Source organism: Shinella yambaruensis (genome assembly GCF_022899355.1).
Classification (GTDB): Bacteria; Pseudomonadota; Alphaproteobacteria; order Rhizobiales; family Rhizobiaceae; genus Shinella; species Shinella yambaruensis.
Genome location: NZ_JALJCK010000001.1, coordinates 448,499 through 463,858 on the forward strand (window position 1 = coordinate 448,499; position 15,360 = coordinate 463,858).

Below are 15,360 nucleotides of genomic sequence, written 5' to 3' on the forward strand. Positions count from 1 at the left end.
CCGGGTGCCGCACGACTGCCTGAAACGGATGAGCCGCCCCTCGCCTTGCAGCGGGAGCGGTAACGGTGCGCGCCTTTCCGGCGCGCACCTTGTCAGGCTTATTCCGCCGCGTCGGGAAGCTGGCCGGCTTCGGCTGCGGGATCGACCTTCGAGTTTTCCAGCTCGACGGAGAGGCCGAGCGAGCGCATTTCCTTGACGAGAACGTTGAAGCTCTCCGGAATGCCCGCCTCGAACGTGTCGTCGCCACGAACGATCGCCTCGTAGACCTTGGTGCGGCCCGCCACGTCGTCCGACTTCACGGTCAGCATTTCCTGCAGCGTGTAGGCGGCGCCGTAGGCTTCGAGCGCCCAGACTTCCATTTCCCCGAAGCGCTGGCCGCCGAACTGCGCCTTGCCGCCCAGCGGCTGCTGGGTGACGAGCGAGTACGGACCGATCGAGCGCGCGTGGATCTTGTCGTCGACAAGGTGGTTCAGTTTGATCATGTACATGTAGCCGACCGTGACCTTGCGGTCGAAAGGCTCACCCGTACGACCATCGTACAGAACCGACTGGCCCGAGGGGTTGAGGCCCGCGCGCTCCAGCATGCTGGCGACGTCCGGCTCATGCGCACCGTCGAAGACCGGCGTCGCGATGGAGACGCCCTTGCGGGACTGCTCGGCGAGCTTGACCAGGGCGGCGTCGTCGAAATGGGCGACCTCGTCCTTGGCCTCGCTCTCGTAGACTTCCGTCAGCTCGCGCTTCAGGTCCGAGATGTCCATGGTCTTGCGGTACTCGTCGAGCAGGTCGCCGATCTTCTTGCCCATGCCGGCGCAAGCCCAGGCAAGGTGGGTTTCGAGGATCTGGCCGACATTCATGCGCGAGGGCACGCCCAGCGGGTTCAAGCAGATGTCGACATGCGTGCCGTCTTCGAGGAACGGCATGTCCTCGATCGGCAGGATGCGCGAGACGACGCCCTTGTTGCCGTGACGGCCGGCCATCTTGTCGCCGGGCTGGATCTTGCGCTTCACGGCGACGAAGACCTTGACCATCTTCATGACGCCCGGAGGCATCTCGTCGCCGCGCTGGACCTTCTCGACCTTGTCCATGAAGCGCTGTTCAAGGCGCGACTTGGATTCGTCGTACTGGCCGCGGAGCGCTTCGATCTCGCCCTGGACCTTCTCGTCCTCGACGGCGAACATCCACCACTGCGAGCGGGGATATTCGGAGATGACGGCGTTCGACAGCTCGGTGCCCTTCTTGAAGGACTTCGGGCCGGCGACGGCGACGTGGCCGCGCAGCATGTCGGTCAGACGACCGTAGACGTTGCGGTCGAGGATCGCCTGCTCGTCGTCACGGTCCTTGGCGAGACGCTCGATCTCTTCCCGCTCGATCGCCATCGCGCGTTCGTCCTTCTCCACGCCGTGGCGGTTGAAGACGCGAACTTCGACGACCGTGCCGAAGGTGCCGGGCGGCATGCGCATGGAGGTGTCGCGAACGTCGGAGGCCTTCTCACCGAAGATGGCGCGCAGGAGCTTTTCTTCCGGCGTCATCGGGCTTTCGCCCTTCGGGGTGATCTTGCCGACCAGGATGTCGCCCGGCTGAACCTCTGCACCGATATAGACGATACCGGCTTCGTCGAGGTTCTTCAGCGCTTCTTCCGAAACGTTCGGAATGTCGCGCGTGATTTCTTCCGGGCCCAGCTTGGTGTCGCGGGCCATGACTTCGAATTCCTCGATGTGGATCGAGGTGAACACGTCGTCGGAGACGATGCGTTCGGACATCAGGATCGAGTCTTCGTAGTTGTAGCCGTTCCACGGCATGAACGCGACGAGCGCGTTGCGGCCGAGCGCGAGGTCGCCGAGGTCGGTCGACGGACCGTCCGCGATGATGTCGCCCTTGTTCAGAACGTCGCCGACGGTGACCAGCGGGCGCTGGTTGACGCAGGTGTTCTGGTTGGAACGCTGGAACTTCTGGAGGCGGTAGATATCGACGCCCGACTTCGACGGATCGAGGTCTTCGGTGGCGCGGATAACGATACGGGTCGCATCCACCTGGTCGACGACGCCGCCGCGGCGGGCCGCGATGGCGGCGCCCGAGTCACGGGCGACGACCGGCTCCATGCCGGTGCCGACGAACGGGGCTTCGGCACGCAGCAGCGGCACGGCCTGACGCTGCATGTTCGAGCCCATGAGCGCGCGGTTCGCGTCGTCGTTCTCGAGGAACGGGATGAGCGCGGCCGCGACCGAAACGAGCTGCTTCGGCGAAACGTCCATGAGGTTGATCTGGTCGCGCGGGGCGAGCATGACTTCGCCGGCGTGACGGCAGACGACGAACTCTTCAGCGAAGGAACCGTCGGCCTCGAGCACCGAGTTGGCCTGTGCGACGTGGTACTTGGCCTCTTCCATGGCGGAGAGGTAGACCACATCCGTCGTCACCTTGCCGTCGACGATCTTGCGGTACGGGCTCTCGATGAAGCCGTACTTGTTGACGCGGGCGAAGGTGGCGAGCGAGTTGATCAGACCGATGTTCGGGCCTTCCGGCGTCTCGATCGGGCAAATACGGCCGTAATGGGTCGGGTGAACGTCGCGGACTTCGAAACCGGCGCGCTCGCGGGTCAGACCACCCGGGCCAAGGGCCGAAAGACGGCGCTTGTGGGTGATTTCCGAGAGCGGGTTCACCTGGTCCATGAACTGCGAGAGCTGCGAGGAACCGAAGAACTCGCGAACGGCGGCGGCTGCCGGCTTCGCGTTGATCAGGTCCTGCGGCATGACCGTGTCGATCTCGATCGAGGACATGCGTTCCTTGATCGCGCGCTCCATGCGCAGCAGGCCGAGACGGTACTGGTTCTCCATCAATTCGCCGACCGAACGGACGCGGCGGTTGCCGAGGTTGTCGATGTCGTCGATCTCGCCCTTGCCGTCGCGCAGCTCGACCAGCATCTTCACGACGGCGAGGATGTCCTCCTTGCGCAGCGTGCGGACCGTGTCGGCGACGTCGAGGTCGAGGCGCATGTTCATCTTCACGCGGCCGACGGCGGAGAGGTCGTACCGCTCGGCATCGAAGAACAGCGTGTTGAACATGGCTTCGGCCGAATCCATGGTCGGCGGTTCACCCGGACGCATGACGCGGTAGATGTCGAACAGCGCGTCCTGGCGGTTCTCGTTCTTGTCGGCGGCGAGCGTGTTGCGGATATAGGCACCGACATTGATGTGGTCGATGTCGAGGACCGGGATCTCGTCAAAACCGGCGGCCAGGATGACCGGCAGGGTCTTCTCGTCGATTTCGTCGCCGGCTTCGAGATAAATCTCACCCGTCGAGTAGTTGACGATGTCCTCGGCAAGATAGTTGCCATAGAGCTCCTCGTCGGTCGCCTTGAGGGCCTTCAGGCCCTTTTCCGAGAGCTGGCGAAGCAGACGCGGCGTCAGCTTCTTGCCGATCTCGACGACCACTTCACCGGTGTCGGCGTCGACCATATCCGCGACGGCCTTCTGGCCCTTCAGCGCGTCGGGATTGAACGGCACGCGCCAGCCTTCGCCGTCGCGCTGGTAGAGCGACTTCGTGTAGAAGGTCGACAGGATGTCTTCGCCATCCATGCCGAGCGCCATGAGCAGCGAGGTGACGGGGATCTTGCGGCGGCGGTCGATGCGCGCATGCACGATGTCCTTGGCGTCGAACTCGATGTCGAGCCAGGAACCGCGATAGGGGATGACGCGCGCGGCAAAGAGCAGCTTGCCCGACGAGTGGCTCTTGCCCTTGTCGTGGTCGAAGAAAACGCCCGGGGAACGGTGCATCTGGGAGACGATGACGCGCTCGGTGCCGTTGACGATGAACGTGCCGTTGTCGGTCATGAGCGGCATGTCGCCCATGTAGACGTTCTGTTCCTTGATGTCCTTGATGGACTTGGCACCCGTATCCTCGTCGATATCGAACACGATGAGGCGCAGCGTCACCTTGAGCGGCGCTGCATAGGTCAGGTCACGCTGGCGGCATTCCTCGACGTCGAACTTCGGCTGTTCGAATTCGTAGGAGACGAATTCGAGCATGGAAGCGCCGGAGAAGTCGGTGATCGGGAAGACCGACTTGAAAACGGTCTGAAGCCCCTCGTCCGGGCGACCGCCGGCGGGCTCTTCAACCATCAGGAACTGGTCGTAGGATGCCTTCTGAACCTCGATGAGGTTCGGCATGACTGCGACTTCGGGGATTTTTCCAAAAAACTTGCGTACGCGCCTACGACCGTTAAACGAAAGGGTCTGAGCCATCGTCGCTCCTTCAAATTTGCATCCGGGCCTGCAACGGACGGGGTTCGCTGGCCAGTCGATCCCGTCGACCAATGGGTTGGTTCAATCTCGTCTTGCTGCCGGTCGACGGGCCGGATTGCCCAATCTTGCGGTGAAGACCATCCTCTTGAAGAACCCATTACCCAAAAGCCGTTTTCAGCGGCTTTTGGGTAATCAGTTCAGCGGAAAGGATCGACGGGAGAGGGCTTTCGCCCTCCCCCGCAGCATTCCGATATTACTTGACGTCGACCTTGGCGCCGGCGTCCTCAAGCTTCTTCTTGAGGTCAGCGGCTTCAGCCTTGGAAACGCCTTCCTTGACAGCCTTCGGAGCGCCTTCGACGAGGTCCTTGGCTTCCTTGAGGCCGAGACCGGTGATGGCGCGGACTTCCTTGATGACGTTGATCTTGTTGGCGCCGGCGTCGGCGAGGATCACGTCGAATTCAGTCTTTTCTTCTTCAGCAGCAGCCGGAGCAGCACCGCCGCCAACGGCAGCGACAGCTACGGGAGCAGCAGCCGAAACGCCCCACTTCTCTTCGAGCAGCTTGGAAAGCTCGGCGGCTTCCAGAACGGTCAGCGAGGAGAGGTCTTCTACGATCTTTGCGAGATCAGCCATTTTCATATTTCCTTTTGTTCGGTTCGAACTGGTGTGTTTGATTTACAGCGAAAAACCGCCTTACGCGGCTTCGTCCTTCTTGGCGTAGGCTGCGAACACGCGGGCAAGCTGGCTTGCCGGTGCTGCAACGACCGTGGCGACGCGCGTTGCCGGGGCTGCAATGAGGCCCAGGAGCTTTGCACGCAGCTCGTCGAGCGAAGGCAGGGTCGCAAGCGACTTGACTGCTTCTGCGTCGAGCGTGGTCGCACCCATGGCGCCGCCGAGGACAACGAGCTTGTCGTTGGTCTTGGCGAAGTCCATGGCTACCTTCGGAGCGATCATCGGATCATTTGCATATGCAATGAGCGTCTGACCCTGGAAGAGATCAGACATCCCTTCCGACTCCGTACCCTGAAGGGCAATTTTGGCCAGGCGGTTCTTCGCGACTTTGACGGTACCGCCCGCTGCACGCATCTTCGTACGAAGATCGTTCATCTGTGCAACGGTGATGCCGGCATAGCGGGCCACGACAACCGAACCGGAAGCCTTGAAGACTTCATTCAGCTCCGTGACGAATTCGCGTTTTTCCGCTCTTTCCACTGCCTATCTCCAGTTGACAGGACCGTGACTTCTCACGGGACCTGCCGGGTTTGCCTTTGCCGCCAGGGATCCGCTTTACAAAAGAAGATCCCGAGCGACGCTCGAGGATCCTGTCCCCCCGCGCTCGGTCGAGGACCGCGGCACAGGCAAGGTAGGTTCGAACCGAATTCCGCGTCATCCGACGCTGAGTGAAATCCAGGTCTCACCCGTCTCATGCAGGCAACGTGATTAAGGCCTAACCACCTGCAATCTCGGACAGGAGTTCCGGGTTTCCCCGGAAATCCCCGGCCAGACCGGCCGGGAATTCTTTCAGGGCCCCGCCGAAGCGGTGCCGAAATTCATGTGCCTGATCAGGCGACCGTCGACGGATCGATCTTGACGCCCGGACCCATCGTCGAAGAGATGGCAACGCGCTTGACGTAGTTGCCCTTGGCGCCCGTCGGCTTCGCCTTGATGACGGCGTCGGCGAAAGCCTTGATGTTCTCTTCCAGAGCCTTGGCGTCGAAGGAGGCCTTGCCCACGCCGGCATGGATGATGCCGGCCTTCTCGACGCGGAACTCGACAGCGCCGCCCTTGGATGCCTTGACGGCGCCCGCGACGTCCATGGTGACCGTGCCGACCTTCGGGTTCGGCATCATGCCGCGCGGGCCGAGTACCTTGCCGAGACGGCCGACGAGCGGCATCATGTCCGGGGTCGCGATGCAGCGATCGAAGTCGATCTTGCCGCCCTGGACGATCTCGACGAGGTCTTCGGCGCCGACGATGTCAGCGCCGGCAGCCTTGGCTTCATCGGCCTTGGCGCCACGGGCGAAGACGGCGACGCGAACGTCGCGGCCGGTGCCGTTCGGCAGGTTGACGACGCCGCGGACCATCTGGTCGGCGTGGCGCGGGTCGACGCCGAGGTTCATGGCGACTTCGACGGTTTCGTCGAACTTGGCGGTCGCACGCTCCTTGACGAGGGCGATGGCGTCCGACAGGGCAACGAGCTTGGTCGGGTCGATGCCTTCACGGATCTTCTGGAGACGCTTTGCAATCTTGGCCATGATCTTAACCTACCACTTCCAGGCCCATGGCGCGGGCGGAGCCCTCGACCATTGCCATCGCGCCTTCGATATCGGCGGCGTTGAGATCCTTCATCTTGGCTTCGGCGATCGACTTGATCTGAGCCTTGGTGAGCTTGCCGATGGAACCGCCCTTGCCGGGGGTCTTCGAGCCGGACTGGATCTTGGCTTCCTTCTTGAGGAAGTAGGTCACCGGCGGCTGCTTCATCACGAAGGTGAAGGACTTGTCCTGGTAATAGGTGATGACGACCGGGATCGGCATACCCTTTTCCATTTCCTGCGTCGCCGCGTTGAACGACTTGCAGAATTCCATGATGTTAATGCCACGCTGACCAAGCGCCGGGCCGATCGGCGGGGACGGGTTCGCCGAGCCTGCCTTGACCTGAAGCTTGAGCTGGCCTGCAACTTTCTTAGCCATTTCTCTCTGCCTTTCAGAATGCGGCCGGTTTCCCGGCCCGTGATGCCAGTCGGACGACCGGCGGCTGCGGTTGCGTGGTACGGTCAGAACGCCCGGCTAAAGGCCGCCTTCCCTTCCACGCGATTGGCGGAAACTTCCGCCGCCAGCCCTCGAAGGAAGGCTGGATTTCAGATGAGCCGCGCCGGAGGCGCCGCCGAAATCAGATTTTCTCGACCTGGGCATATTCCAGTTCGACCGGGGTGGCGCGGCCGAAGATCGACACTTCCACCTTGAGGCGCGAGCGCTCCTCGTCGACGTCCTGCACGGTGCCGTTGAACGACGCGAACGGACCGTCGGAAACACGAACCTGCTCGCCGATCTCGAACGAGACCGAGGGCTTCGGACGGTCGACGCCGTCCTGGACCTGCGACAGGATGCGCTCGGCCTCACTGTCCGGGATCGGGACCGGCTTGTTGTCGGAACCGAGAAAGCCCGTGACCTTCGGCGTGTTCTTGATGAGGTGGTAGGCCTCATCCGTCAGGTTCGCCCGCACCAGCACATAGCCGGGGAAGAACTTGCGCTCCGAATCGACCTTGCGGCCGCGACGCACCTCGACAACCTTCTCGGTCGGCACCAGGATCTTCTCGAAAAGATGCTCAAGGCCCTTCTGGCGGGCCTTGTTCTCGATGTCCTCGGCGACCTTCTTCTCGAAATTCGAATAGGCGTGGACGATGTACCAACGGGAAGCCATGTTCATCTCCAACCAATCAGGCGCTGGCGTTGAGGATGAGGCCGATCAGCCACCCCATCAACTGGTCCGCAGCGAAGAAGAACACTGCGGCCAGGAAAACCATGATGAACACCATGACGGTCGAGATCATCGTCTCGCGCCGCGAGGGCCAAGTCACTTTCGCCGTCTCGGAGCGTACCTGCTGCAGAAACGCAATCGGATTCGTTTTCGATGCCATTGAATGTCCACGCCATTACGGCACGTAAAGCTGAACTCTCAGCCCCACGCACCGCGTGTCTGTTTTGCCCTACATAAAGCCCGATTCTCTTTTTAACAAGAGGCAGCCCGGGCTTTTCGCGAATTTAGACGGCACGACGCCGCCACACCATCCGCCCCCGTCGCTGCAAGTCGTCCGCGCTGTCCGGCTGGGAATGGCAGGGGCAGAGGGGCTCGAACCCCCGACCTGCGGTTTTGGAGACCGCCGCTCTACCAACTGAGCTATACCCCTATTTGCCTGCCGCGTCCCGGGCGAACCGCCCGTCACCGGCAAGGCATGGCGTCTTTACGGCGCACGGATCGACTTGGCAAGCCCGAAGACGAGATTTTTTCACAGGTTAGCACGCCCTCGCCCCGGCGCCGCCTCACCAGGCGAAACGAAGCCGGGCCTTGACCGTGCTGATCAGCTTCATGTCCTGCCGGCGTACGGAAGCGCCGAGGTCCAGGCAATCGAAGACGCGCTGCTCGACGCCAAATTCCGCGCCGATCCGCTTCTGGCCGCGGGCAGTCGAGCCGGTGGCGACGAGGTCGGTTCCCGTCGGCAGGGCCTGGATCCGTGCCTGCTGCGTCATGCGCACGGCGCCGCGGTCGCCGGTGCGCATATTGGCGTCGGCGGAAACCGAGGGCGCCAGGACGATGTCGAAGGAGGGCGTCGCCATCCAGCGGCGCGACAGGCCGGCGCTCGCCGAAACCCGCCCGGTCAGCGGATTGTAGCCCGCCGTGACGTTGCGCTGTGCACCGGACAGCCCCTCCCCGCGCATTTCCGCCCACAGCCGCGCATTGTCGCGCGTATCGCGGATACGGCCGGTGGAGGACGCGGTGACCGCAAGATCCACCCCGGCGCTCATCTCGGCCGCGGTCGCGGCCTTGGCCCCCAGGCGCAGGCGATAGGCATAGCCGGATAGTTTTGCCGGAGACCAGATGAGCAGCGAATCCTCCGCCCGCGCCGCGCCTGCCGGCAGAATCACAAGAATCATCGAGAGAGCGAGCGCTGCGCGCGCCGCGCCTGCAAAAGCGTTCATGAAGGTTCAGGCCCGTGTCTGGTTGCCGTGATGCGCGCGGCGCGACCCGCCACCCGCAGGGGCGCCGCCGCAATACACGGGATCGAAACGATCCCTCGGCGCCGGGCCTGCGGCTCACCACCCGTCAGGCCATGTCGCTCCAGGCGACGCGGCAAATCTACCCGCTCGTGCCGATCGCCTCTATCCCCAGACCTGGCGAGTTATCGCCAAAGGCTAAAAAAGCATGCCATTTCAAAGCGCCTGAATGCAAAAGCCCCGCGGTTTCCCGCAGGGCCCTCATCAGATCCAGGATCCGAAACTTACTCGACGATCGAGGCGACGATGCCGGCGCCGCGTGCAAATCGCGCTTGCGCGCCATTTGCACACTTTTTTGCCGTCGGCAGGCTCACGCCATCGTCAGCGATCGTTATTCGACGATCGAGGCGACGATGCCGGCGCCGACGGTGCGACCACCCTCACGAATAGCGAAGCGCAGCTTCTCTTCCATCGCGATCGGAACGATCAGCTCGACGTCGACCGTCACGTTGTCGCCCGGCATCACCATTTCCGTGCCTTCCGGCAGCGTCACGATGCCCGTCACGTCCGTCGTGCGGAAGTAGAACTGCGGACGGTAGTTCGTGAAGAACGGCGTATGACGGCCGCCTTCTTCCTTCGTCAGGATGTAGGCTTCGGCCTTGAACTTCTTGTGCGGCTTGACCGAACCCGGCTTGCACAGGATCTGGCCGCGCTCGACGCCGTCACGGTTCACACCGCGCAGCAGCGCACCGATGTTGTCGCCGGCCTGGCCCTGGTCGAGCAGCTTGCGGAACATTTCAACGCCCGTGCAGGTCGTCTTCGTCGTCGGGCGGATGCCGACGATCTCGATTTCCTCACCGACCTTGACGATGCCGCGCTCGACGCGACCGGTCACGACCGTGCCGCGGCCCGAGATCGAGAACACGTCTTCGATCGGCATCAGGAACGGCTGGTCGATCGGACGCTCCGGCGTCGGGATGTAGGCGTCGACCTGGGCCATCAGCTCGCGGATCGCGTCTTCGCCGATCTTCTTGTCCGAATCTTCCAGAGCGGCCAGAGCCGAGCCCTTGACGATCGGAATGTCGTCGCCCGGGAAGTCGTAGGACGACAGAAGCTCGCGCACTTCCAGCTCGACGAGCTCGAGAAGCTCGGCGTCGTCGACCTGGTCGACCTTGTTGAGGAACACCACGATCGCCGGAACGCCGACCTGGCGGGCCAGCAGGATGTGCTCGCGGGTCTGCGGCATCGGGCCGTCGGCAGCCGAGCAGACCAGGATCGCGCCGTCCATCTGGGCAGCACCGGTGATCATGTTCTTCACGTAGTCGGCGTGGCCGGGGCAGTCGACGTGCGCGTAGTGACGGTTCGGCGTCTCGTATTCGACGTGAGCCGTCGAGATCGTGATGCCGCGGGCCTTTTCTTCCGGAGCCGCGTCGATCTGGTCGTACGCCTTGAACTCGCCGAAATACTTCGTGATCGCCGCCGTCAGCGACGTCTTGCCATGGTCAACGTGGCCGATCGTGCCGATGTTTACGTGAGGCTTGTTGCGCTCAAACTTACCTTTTGCCATGTTTTTATTCCTACTGAACGAAAGTTGGGCTAACCGGCCCGTCCGGTTTGGCAGGCGTTTAAGGCTTTCGCAACGAATGCGCAAGCCTTAAATGTATGGGAGAAACATGCCGGAAACGAGCGGAGGCAAGCCAGATAGCGGATAGATCGTGATGCGGATTCGCTTTTTCAAGGCAGGATCTTAGGGCGAAGTGCTGATTCTTTTCATGAAGGAAAATTGACGCAGGCAGCGAGCCTCGCATCCAGGCGCCGGCATTTTTACCTGATAGCGTTCTTGCAATTCGCGATTTTCCGGATGTGCCGGATGGCATCCATCGACCATGATCCGCGACGTTTCAAGGCGGCTTCCGTCGCCATGCGAGGTCCCGACTGGAACAGCGGCCTTCCCGTTCACAGCGCTGCCGCGAGCGCGCCCGGGCTGTGGTGGACGTTCCGGGTGAGGAACGCCAGAGCGGCCGCGCCGATCAGGCCGGAATTCTGGCCGAGTGCGGCGCGCGTGACGCGCACATCCTTGAACGCGGGCATGGCCCGGTCGGATATGCAGCGCTCGATGCCGGGACGCAGGCGCTCGAACTCGTGCGAAAGCCCGCCCCCCATGATGACGACCTCGGGACTGAAGATGTGGATGAGGCTGACGAAACCCCGGCCGAGGATGCCGGCCTCCTCGTCGACAAGCCGATTGGCGAGTTCGTCGCCGGCCCGTGCAGCGGCAAAGACGGCGCGGCTGTCTATGGACCCGCCATCCGCGCCAAGCCGCGTTCCCGTGCAGGCAAAGGCCTGCTCCCGAGCCCGGCGGGTGAAGGCCGTGCCCGATCCATAGGCTTCGAAGCAGCCGCGGTTGCCGCAGGGGCAAAGCGCGCCGTCCGGCATGACGGACATGTGGCCGACATGGCCCGCCATGCCCTTCCGGCCCCGCAGCACGCGCCCGTCGGCGATGACGCCGCCGCCGATGCCGGTGCTGACGGTCACGTAGACGAGGTTCTCGAGCCCCTTGCCCGCGCCGAACTGCCATTCGCCGATGGCCGCGGCGATGCCGTCGTTCTCCAGGCTGACGGGAAAGGCGAAGCGCTTCTGCAGTTCCGCCTTCAAGGGGAAGTCGGCAAAGCCCGCCAGCGTCGGAATATCGCGCGCGACACCCGCGATCGTGTCGATCGGCCCCGGCGTGGACACACCGATTCCCACCGGTGTGGCGGTGCCTGCGGCAGCGACGAGGCCGTCGGCAAGCGCCTTGATCTGCGCCAGCACGCGCTCGGGACCTGCCATGGCGTCGGTCCGCTCCTCGGCGCGGGCGACGATCTCGCCCCGCGTGCCGACGAGCGCCGCGCGAACCTGCGTCCCGCCGAGATCGATGCCGATGGCAATCTGCTGCATGGCGCAATCCGGCGTCAGAGGGCGTGGAGCCACGCCATGCGCTCGGAAAGCGACGGCGCGTTGAACGCGAGCGATCCAAGAACGACCGTCTCGGCGCCGGACCGGCGCAGCAGCGGCACGGTATGCTCGCGAATACCGCCATCGGCCGCCAGCACGATGCGATGGTCCGCACCGCTTTCGGCGATGATCTGCCGGGCCTCCTGCAGGCGCGTGCCCGCCGTCTCGTCGAGGCCCTGGCCCTTCACGCCGATCGCCGTGCCGAGCAGCGTGACGAAACGCAGCCGCGCCGCATGGCGGCGAAGCCGTTCGACGGGCGTCTCCACCCGCAGCACCATGCCGGCGGCGACGCCGCGGCGGTCGAGCAGGTCGAGCGCCGCGTCCGCCACGCCTTCGTTCTCGATATGGATGCTGATGAGATCGCTGCCCGCATCGGCAAACTGCTCGATCTGCGACAGCACGACCGCATCCGCCACCATGAGATGGACGTGGATGGGCCGGGCGGAGACCTTGCGCAGGCTCGCCACCAGATCCGGGAAGAACAGCAGGGCCGGCGCGAAATGGCCGTCGGCGACGTCGACATGCAGGACGTCGACATGCGGATCGACACGGGCAAGGTCATCGGCAAGCCGCACGAGATCGGCGGACCAGACGGAGAACTCGGCGATCAGGCGGTCCTTCGGCAGGTCGTCGATCCAGGATTTGGCGGGGGTCATCTCTCAGAGATCCTTCAGGAACGTGCGCATGGCATGGTGGAAATCGGCGATATACTGCGCCCTGCTCTGCGCCTTGGCGGTGATCTCCACGAAGCGGGCGGCGGGGATCCGGTCGGCAAGCGCACGCGCATAGGCAATGGGATGGATGACGTCCCGCCCGTGGCCGATCAACAGCGTGGGGACGGCGATCCGGGCGAGGTCGGCATCGGCGACACCCGGCCCGTCGCCGGAGATCGCGGTCAGGAGGGCAGCGGTGACCGCAACAGGTTCCCGCGCGAAAAAACCTTCGAGCGAGGCCAGGTTGTCCGGCGCCTCCGCCGCCAGATGGCGGCCTGTGGCGCCGGCAAGGAAGGCCGCCCTTGCGGCCTCCGGCGGCATCCGCGCCAGCAGGCGGCCGACCTCGGCATTGGCGGCCATGGTCGGCGGCGCCGACGCGGTCAGCCAGGCCGGTCTCGCAAGGACGAGCGCCCGAACGAGATCCGGCCGTCGCACCGCCAGGCGCACGGCAATCGCCGCGCCCATGGAAATGCCGCCGAGGATGACGGGGGCGTCGAGGGTGCGCTCGATGCAACGGGCGACATCGTCGGCGAAAGTGGCCATCGACAGCCGTTCCAACGGACCGGCCTGCGACCGGCCATGGCCCCGCGCCTCGATCGTGACGCGGCGAAACCCGGATTGCGCGGGAAAGGCCTCGGCCGTCTGGCCGGCATCGCCGCAAAGGCCATGCAGGAAGACGGCCGGCGCGCCCTCGCCCGCGCTGTCGACATTGAGGCACGTGCCGTCGTCCGTCTCGAAGGATCGGATCTCCCTCATCGCCCTGCCCCGGTGTCGGAAAGCGTCCGCGTGAGAAACGCGGCGACGCCGGCGGCCTCGTCGGCGGCAAGTCCGTGCGTGACCAAGCTGCCGGCAAAGCCGATCGCCTTCAGCCGGCCCAGATAGTGGCCGTAGTCGAGCACGCCCTTGCCGGCAGTCGCGAAGCTGCCATCCGGGTTGCGGTCCTTCGCATGCGCCATGACGATGCGGTCGGCAAGGCGGTCGATCGCGGATGCGACGATGGTCCGCCGCGCCTCGGGCGTCTCGACCTCGAAGAGATTGGCAGGGTCGAGCACGATCTTGACGCGCGGGCTTTTCATCTCGTCGATCAGCCGGCGGGCCTTCTCGGCGGAATTGACCACATTGGCAAGCTCCGGCTCGATGCCGAGATCCACGCCGTATCGCTCGGCGATCCTGACCGCCGTCTCCATGGCCTCGAGCAGGTCGCGCCAGGCCTCGGGCGTGTCATTGCCGGGATGCGCCTTCCACTGGTCCAGGGGATCGCGCGTGCCGGTGCAGAGCGTGATGAGACCGGCCGACATCGCCGCGCAGCGCTCCGCCAGCACCGCCAGCCTGCGATGGCCGGCCTCGCGCACCGCCGGGTCGGGGTGGATCATGTTGTAGGTGCCCGACACCGCGGCGATCTCGACGCCGGTCGTGCCGGCGGCAGCCGCGACCGCACGCGCCTCGGCCCCGCTGATCGCATCCGGCATGGAGGAAAGTCCCGAGCAGGCCATGTTGTATTGTGCCGAGGCAAAGCCCGCACCGGCGACCGCCTTGAGAACCGTTTCCGGCGCGCGTCCCGCGAAGGTCTTGGCGAAGATGCCGAGCTTCATCACACGCCGCCCGTCATGTCGGCGAGCGCGGCGGGCCTGCCGGTCTCGACCGAGCGGGCGATCGCGACCATGGCTTGCACCGAGGCAAGGCCGTCGTCGATGCCGGCACCCTCCATCGGCGTGCCGTCCAGAATGGTGCGGGCGAAACCCTCGACCTGGCGGCGGTAGAAATGGCCGTCGGCCCCCAGCACCCGGTGCGTCGCGCCATCGGCCTCGCGGAAGATCTCCACCTCGCTCGTCTTGTAGTACCAGGGGTTATAGGTCTTGCCGAGGACGCTGCCGTTCCTGCCGTAGATCTGGAAACCTTCATGCCAGTCCATGCGCACCTGCACCGTCAGGTCGAGATGGCCGAGCGCGCCGGAGGCGAATTCCACGTCCACGAACCAGCACCAGATGCCGGCCCGTTCGGAAAGCCGCGCCTGCACGGAGACGATATCGCCGGCAAGGTAGCGGGCGGTGTCGATCAGGTGGCAGCCATGCGCCAGCATGTAATAGCGGCGCAGGTCCGCCTTCGGATTGGCCGAGGGTTTCCTCGCATTGGCGCTGGTGACGATGAGCGGCTGCACCGCATCGGTCATCGGGTAGCGGTGCGTGCTGTCGCAATACCAGGCCTTAAGCGCCACCATCTCGCCCATCTCGTCGCCAATGAAGGCCCTGGCCGCCTGCAGCCCGGCATCGAAGCGTTTCATGTGGCCGACCTGGAAGACCTTGCCGGATTTTTCGACGGCGGCCTTCAGGTCGAGGCATTCCTCCACCGTCAACCCCATGGGTTTTTCGCACAACACATGCTTGCCGGCCGCAAGCGCCCTGAGCGAGGCCGGCACATGGAAGGCATCGGCCGTCGCGATGATCACGGCGTCGAGGTCCGGATCAGCAAGCATCCTGTCGTAGTCGTCGTAGGACTTCTCGGCCCCATGCATGATCACCATGCGCTCGCGCAGGTCGTCGGCGACGTCGCAGATCGCATGGAGATCCGCGTTCGCCGCCTTGGTGCAGCTCTCGAAATGCGCCGCCTGCGCAATCTGGCCCGCGCCCAAGACACCAACTCGAAGACGGCGGTCACTGTCTGATGGCATTTCTGCCCCCTTGATCATCGTTCACGGACAACGCTG

The 15,360-nt window shown here is 64.3% G+C and carries 14 protein-coding genes and 1 tRNA gene; all 15 read right to left on the minus strand.

The genetic code is table 11. The features are described 5' to 3' along the window. Positions 1 to 98: 98 nt before the first annotated feature. Positions 99 to 4,238 carry a DNA-directed RNA polymerase subunit beta gene (gene rpoB, locus MUU56_RS02260; protein WP_244765696.1) on the minus strand — a complete coding sequence of 1,380 codons (4,140 nt, stop codon included), beginning with the start codon at positions 4,236 to 4,238 and terminating at the stop codon, positions 99 to 101. Positions 4,239 to 4,491: 253 nt separating this feature from the next. Further along, positions 4,492 to 4,869, minus strand: coding sequence for a 50S ribosomal protein L7/L12 (gene rplL, locus MUU56_RS02265; RefSeq protein ID WP_244765697.1), 378 nt, complete (start codon positions 4,867 to 4,869; stop codon positions 4,492 to 4,494). A gap of 60 nt (positions 4,870 to 4,929) precedes the next feature. Further along, a complete protein-coding gene (gene rplJ, locus MUU56_RS02270; RefSeq protein ID WP_024270435.1) occupies positions 4,930 to 5,448 on the minus strand; it encodes a 50S ribosomal protein L10 in 519 nt (172 codons plus the stop codon). Between the two features lie 350 nt (positions 5,449 to 5,798). Beyond that, on the minus strand, positions 5,799 to 6,491 hold the full coding sequence (gene rplA / locus MUU56_RS02275; RefSeq protein ID WP_244765698.1) for a 50S ribosomal protein L1: 693 nt from the start codon (positions 6,489 to 6,491) through the stop codon (positions 5,799 to 5,801). Between the two features lie 4 nt (positions 6,492 to 6,495). Next, positions 6,496 to 6,927, minus strand: a complete 432-nt coding sequence (gene rplK, locus MUU56_RS02280; RefSeq protein WP_244765699.1) for a 50S ribosomal protein L11 — start codon at positions 6,925 to 6,927, stop codon at positions 6,496 to 6,498. Positions 6,928 to 7,126: 199 nt separating this feature from the next. Next, a complete protein-coding gene (gene nusG / locus MUU56_RS02285; protein ID WP_244765700.1) occupies positions 7,127 to 7,657 on the minus strand; it encodes a transcription termination/antitermination protein NusG in 531 nt (176 codons plus the stop codon). Between the two features lie 16 nt (positions 7,658 to 7,673). Further along, the gene (gene secE / locus MUU56_RS02290; RefSeq protein WP_244765701.1) at positions 7,674 to 7,874 is read right to left on the minus strand and encodes a preprotein translocase subunit SecE; all 201 of its coding nucleotides are present in this window, start codon (positions 7,872 to 7,874) and stop codon (positions 7,674 to 7,676) included. Between the two features lie 194 nt (positions 7,875 to 8,068). Further along, positions 8,069 to 8,144, minus strand: a tRNA-Trp gene (locus MUU56_RS02295). A 133-nt stretch (positions 8,145 to 8,277) separates the two neighbouring features. After that, a complete protein-coding gene (locus tag MUU56_RS02300) occupies positions 8,278 to 8,889 on the minus strand; it encodes a hypothetical protein (protein WP_244765702.1) in 612 nt (203 codons plus the stop codon). A 451-nt stretch (positions 8,890 to 9,340) separates the two neighbouring features. Beyond that, positions 9,341 to 10,516, minus strand: a complete 1,176-nt coding sequence (gene tuf, locus MUU56_RS02305; protein WP_244765691.1) for an elongation factor Tu — start codon at positions 10,514 to 10,516, stop codon at positions 9,341 to 9,343. A gap of 389 nt (positions 10,517 to 10,905) precedes the next feature. Next, positions 10,906 to 11,886 (minus strand): ROK family protein, encoded by a 981-nt coding sequence (locus MUU56_RS02310; RefSeq protein WP_244765703.1) that lies wholly within the window; start codon positions 11,884 to 11,886, stop codon positions 10,906 to 10,908. A 14-nt stretch (positions 11,887 to 11,900) separates the two neighbouring features. Continuing rightward, positions 11,901 to 12,599, minus strand: a complete 699-nt coding sequence (locus tag MUU56_RS02315) for a ribulose-phosphate 3-epimerase (protein WP_244765704.1) — start codon at positions 12,597 to 12,599, stop codon at positions 11,901 to 11,903. 3 nt (positions 12,600 to 12,602) lie between these two features. Beyond that, entirely contained in the window at positions 12,603 to 13,412 is an 810-nt protein-coding gene (locus MUU56_RS02320; RefSeq protein ID WP_244765705.1) for an alpha/beta fold hydrolase, read from the minus strand. After that, positions 13,409 to 14,248, minus strand: coding sequence for a sugar phosphate isomerase/epimerase family protein (locus MUU56_RS02325; protein WP_244765706.1), 840 nt, complete (start codon positions 14,246 to 14,248; stop codon positions 13,409 to 13,411). The genes MUU56_RS02320 and MUU56_RS02325 overlap by 4 nt, the downstream gene beginning before the upstream one ends. Next, positions 14,248 to 15,324, minus strand: coding sequence for a Gfo/Idh/MocA family protein (locus MUU56_RS02330; protein WP_244765707.1), 1,077 nt, complete (start codon positions 15,322 to 15,324; stop codon positions 14,248 to 14,250). Before MUU56_RS02330 ends, MUU56_RS02325 begins: the two co-directional genes overlap by 1 nt. Between the last annotated feature and the right edge of the window lie 36 nt (positions 15,325 to 15,360).